7 protein-coding genes are annotated in these 9,990 nt (G+C 40.0%); all 7 read left to right on the top strand.

What is annotated here, in order from left to right; all coding sequences use genetic code 11:
* The coding region (locus tag K6G87_RS13145; RefSeq protein WP_296838142.1) for a glycoside hydrolase family 88 protein at nucleotides 1–645 on the top strand (645 nt) is incomplete at its 5' end.
* Between the two features lie 84 nt (nucleotides 646–729).
* A complete protein-coding gene (gene gnpA, locus K6G87_RS13140) occupies nucleotides 730–2,889 on the top strand; it encodes a 1,3-beta-galactosyl-N-acetylhexosamine phosphorylase (RefSeq protein WP_296838139.1) in 2,160 nt (719 codons plus the stop codon).
* A gap of 165 nt (nucleotides 2,890–3,054) precedes the next feature.
* Nucleotides 3,055–3,690 (top strand): L-rhamnose mutarotase, encoded by a 636-nt coding sequence (locus K6G87_RS13135; RefSeq protein WP_296838136.1) that lies wholly within the window; start codon nucleotides 3,055–3,057, stop codon nucleotides 3,688–3,690.
* A 12-nt stretch (nucleotides 3,691–3,702) separates the two neighbouring features.
* Entirely contained in the window at nucleotides 3,703–4,623 is a 921-nt protein-coding gene (locus K6G87_RS13130; protein WP_296838134.1) for an alpha/beta hydrolase, read from the top strand.
* Nucleotides 4,624–4,722: 99 nt separating this feature from the next.
* Nucleotides 4,723–6,252, top strand: a complete 1,530-nt coding sequence (locus tag K6G87_RS13125) for a glycosyl hydrolase family 28 protein (protein ID WP_296838131.1) — start codon at nucleotides 4,723–4,725, stop codon at nucleotides 6,250–6,252.
* Between the two features lie 171 nt (nucleotides 6,253–6,423).
* A complete protein-coding gene (locus K6G87_RS13120) occupies nucleotides 6,424–8,106 on the top strand; it encodes a zinc ribbon domain-containing protein (protein ID WP_296838129.1) in 1,683 nt (560 codons plus the stop codon).
* A gap of 391 nt (nucleotides 8,107–8,497) precedes the next feature.
* Nucleotides 8,498–9,990 (top strand): class I tRNA ligase family protein (locus K6G87_RS13115; protein ID WP_296838126.1); only part of this gene is annotated, 1,493 nt, incomplete at its 3' end.

Here is a 9,990-nt window from a genome sequence, read left to right as displayed (position 1 = left end):
CTTTTCATGGCAGCCTTCTTCCTTTTAAGAGTTGGTGTACATGAACAGGATGAAGAGCTTATAGCTGATGCACTTAATCAGTACTATTGGCATATCAAATATCTTCAGAACAAAAATACCGGATTATATTATCACGGCTATAACAATATAACCAAGGATCACATGTCAGGCTTCTACTGGGGAAGAGCTAATGCGTGGGCTGCTTTTACAATGTCCCAGGTAGGACATATTCTTCCGGAAGCATATCTGTATCCGCAGTTTCTTGATATTGTAGGATCACTTAATGAGCAGCTTGCAGCACTTAAGGAAGTTCAGACAGAAAATGGTTTATGGCGCACTATCCTGGATGATCCTGAATCTTATGAAGAGATATCTGCATCTGCCGGAATTGCAGCAGCTATGCTCTCAAAAGGCAACCCTCTTCATATCAAATATATCAATAAGTCTATAAAAGGTATACTTGCAAATGTATCTCCTGAGGGACGTGTTATGAACGTTTCAGGCGGAACAGCAGTAATGAAAGACAGGGACGGATACAGAAATATAAGCCGTGACTGGATGCAGGGATGGGGTCAGGGCCTTGCACTTGCCTTCTTTGCAGGACTTCTTGAATATGGAAGCCTTAGAAGTGACGGAGCTCTTTGATTCAAAAAGCAACTTTTTTCTTTGGACTTGGGATCAAACCGGCCAAATGTATCGACATCATAAAAGAATGAGGATGAGATAGCTATGACAGAAAAACTGAAAGGCAGTTTTACATTACCGGGAGAATCCGGATACGAAGATCTGACTCTTAAAATGGCAGAAAAATGGGGAGCAGATGTTATAAGAGACAGTGATGGTACCCAGCTTTCACCTGATATTTTAAAGGCTGGTTACGATATTTATTCTACCGTATGTATTATAAGAGGTCATAATGACTGGGTCAAAAAGCACCCTTCAAATATGCAGCAGACTTTTTTACAGAGTATGCCTAAGATCGCTGATAGTGACTTCCTTACTATACATCTTCTTGACGGATATTTTACAGAGCAGTTTGATGTCAATCAAAGCAAAGAATCAGTTGAGCTTTGGCAGGTTTTTGACAGAACAACAAATACAGAAGTTCCAAAGAGATTATGGAATTATGAGAAAGAGCTTGATCATGTAGTTATCAAGACTACAGAGCCTTTCCATGAATATACGGTCAACTTCCTTGCTTATCGTAAGTGGGAAGAGATCAATATGTACAATCATGTGACCAATAACTGGACATCTGAGCACCTTATACCTGTTGATCCAAGATCCGCAGAGGCTCAGGATTATCTTTACAAGTGGATGGATAACTGGTGCAAGGAACATCCCCTTACCAATGTTGTCCGCTTTACATCCATGTTCTATAACTTTGTATGGATCTGGGGATCTGATGAAAAAGACAGAAACCTCTATACAGACTGGGGCAGCTATGACTTTACTGTAAGCCCTCTTGCTCTTGAAGAGTTCAAGAAACAGTACGGATATGCTCTTACTTCAGAAGACTTCATTAATAAAGGAAGCAATCATCCGACACATATGCCGCCTACCAAAAAGCTTCTTGATTATATGGACTTTACCAATCAGTTTGTAGTTTCTTATGGTAAGAAGCTTGTAGAGCTTGTTCATTCTTATGGCAAAAAAGCTTATGTTTTCTATGATGACAGCTGGGTAGGAGTAGAACCTTACAGTAAGAGATTTGAAGAGTTCAATTTTGACGGACTTATAAAATGTGTATTTAACGGTTATGAGGCAAGGCTTTGTGCAGGTGCTAAGGCTGATACTCATGAGCTTCGTCTTCATCCATATCTTTTCCCGACTGGTCTTGGCGGAGCTCCGACCTTCTCTGAAGGTGGCAATCCTGCAAGAGATGCTGCGATATACTGGAACAGGGTAAGACGTGCCCTTCTTCGTGAACCTGTAGACAGAATAGGACTTGGCGGATATCTGCATCTTGTAGAAAATGAAACTGAGTTTAATGACTATATAGAAAAAGTTGCAGATGAATTCAGGCTGATAAAATCTTTTCATGCTGAAGGAAAGCCTTATACTTTGGGATACAAGGTTGCTGTTCTTCATAGCTGGGGACATCTTAGAAGCTGGACCTTGTCAGGACACTTCCATGAAACTTACATGCATGACCTTATTCATATAAATGAGGCACTTTCCGGTCTTCCTGTCGATGTTAAGTTTATAAACTTCCAGGATGTAATAGACGGAGCGCTTGATGATGTTGATATTCTCATAAATGCAGGACGTGCAGGTGATGCCTGGAGCGGTGGTGACAACTGGGGCGATGACAGAGTGATGTCACTTATATTCAGATGGGCAGGCGAAGGTGGAATATTTATAGGTGTAAATGAGCCGTCTGCACTTTTGGGATATAAGAACTTCCTTAGACTAGCGCCTGTTCTGGGAATAGATATAGACAAGGGAGCTAAAGCCTGTCATGGAAGATGGCAGTTTGATATTGAAACAGTTGACGGACTTATTCCTGATGGAGCCAGCGTAAAGGGTAAAGACTATATATTTATTACTGATGGTAAGGCCAAAGTCCTTGCTAAGGAGAATGAGCTTCCGACTATATCAGTACATGATTTTGGAAAGGGTAAGGGAATATACCTTTCAAGCTTCCAGATATCCAATGAGAATACAAGACTTCTTTTGAACCTTATGCTTTATGCAAAAGGAGATCTTGGCAAAGCATTATATATTACAGATAATGCTGATACAGAATGTGCTTACTATCCAAATGCCAACAGACTTGTCGTAATGAACGAGACTGATAAAGTGCAAAAGACTTCTATTATGACAGAGCAGGGAAAGGTTGATGTAAGCCTTAAGCCTTTCGAAACACAGATAAGTGAACTGAAATGATGTGATAATTTTAAGAGCTAAAAGCCAGCCTGATAGTGGAAATATAAGAAGCATTTTGCTTTTTGTCCACGGGCTGGCTTTAAATATTTTTATCAAGACGAGAGAATAACTCCCTAATTAAGGGGCATGACAAATTTATATATGAAAAGGAAGGGAAGGAATTTTATGGAGAGATATAGCTTTGCATTTAAAGTTAAAGAAGGAACAGTTGGGGATTTTCTAAAAAAATTTGGTGAAAGCTGGAATAGCATACGTACTAATATAAGTGCGAATTGTGCATCAAATTTTAGTCTTTGGAACTGCGACACTTTCTTTTTTGGATATTATGAAAGAGATGAAAAAGAGCCTGCTACAGCTAGTATCCTTGCTCCTGCTATGGGCACTATAGAAGAAATGTCAGAATTTACAAGCGACTTTAATAAGAATATGGATCTTATGTATGAAGACTTTGGAATAGTCAGAAAGGATAAGTCCATGATAAGGCACAGGGTCTTCATGACTCATCTTATAAATGGAGACACAAGGGAATATAAGCGCCGTCATGACGAACTTGCAAATGCACGAACAGAGGTTACTAAGGGACCTGATTCCAATTTTTCCATATGGAACAGCGGAGATTACATCTTTGGCTATGATGAGATAGATACTTCTATGGAACATGAGATGACACAGGAGGAAAAGGAAGATACAATTAGATGGGAAAAGCATATGCTGGATATCATGGAATGGATCACGGATGATGTTGACTGGATAACAGATATGCATCATAGTCATATAAAAAGAATTGCTTATGAAGGATAAAGGATAATATTTATGAAAACAATCTATGCTACAGTTGGTGGAACTCGTCATGGAATGGAGGCTTCTCTTCACATTCACCTGCAGGATCTTAGCAATAATTTTGCCTGGAGAGTAAGACCTATAGTCATTGTGTGTCCGGGAGGCGCCTATGCCTATACATCAGACAGAGAGGCTGATCCTGTTGCTATGCAGTTTCTTGCTATGGGATATAACGCAGCAGTGCTTCGTTATTCATGCGCACCTGCAAGATACCCTGATGCTCTTATACAGCTTGGACGAGCACATCTGTATCTTAGAAGACATGCAGAGGAATTCATGATAGATCCTGATGCTATATATAGTATTGGATTTTCTGCAGGAGGCCACCTTGTGTGCAACTATTGTGAAAGATGGACAGAAGATTTTATAAGGCAGCAGCTTGAATATGATATAGCACATGGTTTTGCCAAAGAAGATCCACATGTTGATGTTGAAGAGCTTCGCCCTAACGGAATGATGCTGGGATATCCTGTTATCACATCAGGAGAATATGCGCACAGGGGTTCATTTGAGAATCTTCTTGGTACAGCAGCTGATCATGAATCAGAAGAAAAGTACAATAAGCTTCTTGATGAGGTATCACTTGAAAAGCATGTGAATAAAAATGTTCCGCCTGCATTTATCTGGGGCACTGCAGAAGATGGAAGTGTTCATCCCATGAATTCGGTTCTTCTTGTAGAAGCTCTTATGAGAGAGAATATACCTGTTGAGTATCATCTGTTTCGTAAGGGAGGGCATGGCCTTTCTCTTGGAGATGAGAGAACAGTATCTGCATTTGGAGATAGTGATCCGGGTAAAGATGAACTTAGTAATCTTAAGTCAGGTAAGGAATATGTTCCTTCAACATCAGCCTGGGTATCTATGGCTAAGACATGGATAAGAGGACTTCATTAAAAAAGTAACGTTAACAGTTTGTCTTAGTGAGAGAAGAACTATGCTTCCTTAAATGGAGGATCATGACAAACTTTCCTGAATAAATATGAGGAGTAGGGTATGGAATTACATAGTCTTGTTACAGATAGTGACATTACCATTTGGTGGGATAAGCCAGGATATAAAGTAAAAGAATATAAAGTCAGCATCAATGGGGAGAGCAGTGTTACAGATAAAACCCATTATACCTGGGATGATCTAAGACCAGATTCTGTATATTATATAGAAGTTAAAGCTTCATGTGATGATGATCTAAAGATGATCAATAATGAATCTGAAAAAGCCGTCTTCTATGCTGCAAGTAATGTAAGAACAGCAAGAACAAAGAACAGGATCGATGTGACCAAGGAGCCTTATAATGCTATAGGCGATGGAAGTACCATGAATACGGCAGTTTTGCAGAAGGCATTCGATGACTGCGGACCTGGCGAACAGATTTTTATTCCAAAGGGTGATTATATGACAGGTGCCCTCAGACTGCATTCTGATATGGAGATCTATATTGATGAGGGTGCTATCCTTCATGGAACAGCAGACTTTAATGACTATCTTCCTATGATAAAGAGCAGATTTGAAGGACATGAAAGCATGTGCTATTCCTCTCTTCTTAATGCAGGTGAGCTTGATCATACAAGTGGCCCTTCATGCAGCAATATCCTTATAAGAGGAAAGGGCGAGATCCGTTCAGGCGGTCAGAAGCTGGGAATGGCTATCATAGAAGATGAGACCAAAAAGCAGAAAGAATATCTGGAATCTCTTGGAGATAAGATCAAAGAATATGAGACAGACCATACCATTCAGGGAAGGGTACGTCCCCGTCTTATAAATCTAAGTAACTGCTCCAAGGTAAGGATCACAGGACTTACACTTTCTGATGGAGCCTGCTGGAATGTACATATGATCTACTGCGATGACATAGTTACAGATCATGTTACTATCAATTCATATGGAGTATGGAACGGTGATGGCTGGGATCCGGATTCATCTACTAACTGTACATTATTTAAAGCTGTATTTAATACAGGTGATGACGGAGTCGCTATTAAGTCCGGCAAAAATCCCGAGGGTAATATCATAAACCGTCCTTCAGAGCATATAAGAGTTTTTGACTGTGTATCGAAGATGGGTCATGGAATCTGTATAGGATCTGAGATGAGCGGCGGAGTATCAGATGTAAGAATATGGGACTGCGATCTTTCTGATTCCTGGTGCGGCCTTGAGATAAAGGGAACCAGGAAAAGAGGTGCATACGTAAGAAATATCCATGTTACTGACTGTAAAGCATCCAGGATACTGATGCATTCAGTCTTGTATAATGATGATGGAGAAAGGGTATCACCTCATCCTCCTGTATTTGAAAATTGTACTTTTGAAAGAGTGTATCTCCAGGGACATTATACGGACCAGCATAATTTTGAAGGTGGTGGTATAAAAGAGGCTCCTGCAATTGAACTTTACGGTTTTGATGAACCCGGATACGAGATCAAAAATATGAAGTTCAAGGACATAGAAATAGAAGACCGTAAAATTCAGTCTATCAGTATGCAACATTGTAAAGGTATCAGTTTTGAAAATATTAGTTTTGTTTAGAGAAGAATCCGACGAAATGACAGATTTATACGATGAAACGTCAAAAAACCATATTTTCAACATCAAATTACTATGTTATAATGTTCACCGTCTGTAGAAAATATGAATTATTTGTGGATTCTATTACAGAACATAAACTATTTAACGTAGCATTTTAGGGAGGTATATTAAATGAAATGCAGTAATTGCGGAGCTGAGTTACAGGAAGGTACACTTTTTTGTAGCGAATGCGGAACAAAGGTAATTCTTCCTGAGAGCCAGGCACCTGCAGCAAACGAATTTGCTCAGAATGGCGAACAGGGCAATATGCAGAACAATTTTGGACAGCCGGCAGGCGGAACATTCCAGAACGCTAATTTCCAGCAGCCTGGAATGGGAGCTCAGAATCAGGGACAGTCTTTTGACAATATCTATGCAGGAGTACCTGATCCGGCAGCACCTGTAAACAATGGAAATGATGGTGCAAAGAAGGGCGGAAAGGGCATCAAGAAGATCCTTATTCCTGTCATAATTCTTCTTGTTCTTGTAGCAGCTGCTGTTGGCGGAATTATGTTCTATCTTAATTCACGTCCTATAGAAGTAGATCTTAAAGAGTATGTAGAAGTTAAGTTCGAGGGTTATGATACTCTTGGTACAGCTACACTTGAGTTTGATGAATCACAGTTCAAAAAAGATTTTGGTGAGAAGCTTAAGTATCATGGCGAAGACAAGGACATGAAAGATACTAGCGCTAAGAAGCTTATCGCTCAGTACCTTGACGAAGCAGTATCACTTGATAAGACTGAAAAGCTTACAAATGGTGATAAGGTTACAGTAAAGTTTAAGTATGATGCAGAAGCTCTTCTTGAGGATCTTAATCTTAAGACTACAACTGATGGTATAACATTTGAAGTTAAGGGCCTTGAAGAAGTTCCTACATTTGATCCTTTTGAAGGACTTGAGATCACATACTATGGTATAGCTCCAGATGCTTATGGTTCTCTTGATGATTCAAATGTTACAAACGAGTACTTTAATAACTATGATTATTATTTTAACTATGATTATGAGCAGCTTGATGATCTTTCAAATGGCGATGTGATCACTGTTACAATTAAATATGATGAAACTAAGTCAGACGAAGAATTCATAGAAGAGTTTGTTACTAATTATGGTGCAATGCCAACACAGCTTTCAAAAGATTTCACAGTAGAAGGCCTTAACCAGTATGTAACAAAGGCTGACCAGATAACTGAAGATGTTCTTGGACAGATTCAGAGCTACCTTGAAGATCAGGAACTTGTTTATACATCTGATAACATTGGTGATGAAAAGACAGAAGATGGTTCAGTAACAATTTCCAATGTTGAGTATTATGGAATGTATGTAGGTGAGCCTAAGGCAGACAGCTACTACGACAGTGTTGATGTCTATGTAACATATAAGATAACACTTAAGTATAAGAGCGAAGAATATTCTTACTACCAGGTTGTAGAAGTTGATGATGTTGTACTTGATGGCGACGGTAACCTTGTTTTAGAGAATATCAGTTATAGCACATACAACTACGATTACTTAAGACATGATTTCAAGGATGGTTCTTACATCTATGGAATCTATGGATATGAGACAACAGCTGATATTGAAGATGCTTTATCTTACTATTCTTCATACTATAACTTCAAGTGGGTTCTTGCTGGAGAGAATGCTTCAGGCTCAGCAGCTACAGAAGCTGATTCTTCAGACGAGGCTGCAGAAGGTGCTTCAGAAGAGGCAGAGGATGCTGAGGCAGAAGAAGCTGAAGAAGCAGAAGAAGCAGAAACTGATGATGCAGCAGAATCTGATTCAGCAGCAGAAGGTGCCAGTGAAGAATAATTATCTGTATTATTTAAGCAGATAAAATCAATTAGCTTGACAATTTATGCCATAAGGTTTTATAGTTAATGCAAATAAATAAAAAGCTATGACGAAGACAGTAGCGAATTGCTGAAAGAATCAGAGAGTTGCCGGGTGGTGCAAGGCAGACCGAGTAAGCATTCTGTGAAGATCACTTCCAAGCTGCGAGGCTGAAGGTATTATCAGTAGGCCAAGCCGGTATCTTACCGTTATTAAGAGCCATATTCAACTGTATTATTATAAATACGGCGCGTATGTGTAAACAGGTGGTATAACGAAGCTTATTATTAGCTCTCGTCCTTTTTACAAGGACGAGAGCTTTATTTATTTGTATGCCTATGACGTACAATTCAAAAAGAAGGAGTAAGAGATGTATAAGAAGGTTGATAACAGCATGAACTTCGTTGATCGCGAAGCTGAGATTGTCGATTTCTGGAAAGAAAATGATATCTTCAATAAGAGCGTATCACAAAAAGATGGCAATGAAATCTACATGTTTTATGATGGACCGCCAACAGCAAATGGTAAGCCACATATCGGACATGTTCTTACACGTGCGATCAAGGATATGATCCCGCGTTACAGAACTATGAAGGGATATCAGGTTCCACGTAAAGCCGGTTGGGATACTCACGGTCTTCCGGTTGAGCTTGAGGTTGAGAAGGAAATAGGTATCGAGGGCAAGGATCAGATTGAAGAATATGGTATCGAGCCTTTCATCAAAAAGTGTAAAGAATCAGTATGGACTTATAAGGGAATGTGGGAGCAGTTCTCCGGTAAGGTTGGCTTCTGGGCTGACATGGATAACCCTTATGTAACATATTATGACGATTATATCGAGTCAGAGTGGTGGGCTCTTAAAGAGATCTGGAACAAGGGTCTTCTTTATAAGGGATTCAAGGTTGTTCCTTATTGCCCTTCATGCGGAACTCCTCTTTCATCTCATGAGGTAGCACAGGGCTATAAGGTTATCAAGGATCGTACAGCTGTTGTACGTTTCAAGGTATCCGGCGAAGATGCATATTTCCTTGCATGGACAACAACACCCTGGACTCTTCCTTCTAACATCGGTCTTTGCGTTAACCCTGACGAAGAGTACGCTAAGGTTAAGTGCGTAGATGGAAATACATACTACATGGCTTCAGCACTTCTTGATAAGGTTATTGGACCTCTTGCCAAGGATGAGAAGGTTAATCCAGAAGGAAAGCCTGCTTATGAAGTTCTTGAAACATATAAGGGTAAGGAACTTGAGTACAAGGAATATGAGCCTTTATACGAGTGTGCTAAGGCTGAGACAGACAAGCAGCACAAGAAAGCCTTCTTTGTATATTGCGACAACTATGTAACTATGGAAGATGGTACTGGTATCGTACATATAGCTCCTGCATTTGGTGAAGACGATGCAAGAGTTGGACGTAAGTATGATGCTCCTTTTGTACAGATGGTAGATCAGAGTGGTCGTCTTAAGCCTGAAACAGGTAAGTTTGCAGGAATGCGTTGCAAGCCTACTGCAAAGGAGATTGAGGCAGGTGCTGTATCAGCAGATCCTGAAGTACTTAAGGATCTTGCTGAAAGAGGAATCCTTTTCTCATCACCAAAGGCAGAGCATGACTATCCACACTGCTGGAGATGCGATACTCCACTTATCTACTATGCACGTGAGTCATGGTTTATCAAAGTTACAGATATCAAGGATGACCTTGTAAGAAATAATAAAGAGATCAACTGGATCCCAGAATCAATTGGTGAAGGAAGATTCGGTAAGTGGCTTGAGAACATTCAGGACTGGGCAGTATCTCGTGACAGATATTGGGGAACACCTCTTAACATCTGGGAATGCCCTGACTGTGGCAAGAAGATCGC

The organism is Butyrivibrio sp. (assembly GCF_024699075.1).
The sequence above is the reverse complement of the archived record's forward strand: the minus strand, read 5'-3'. Positions and strand labels throughout refer to the sequence as shown.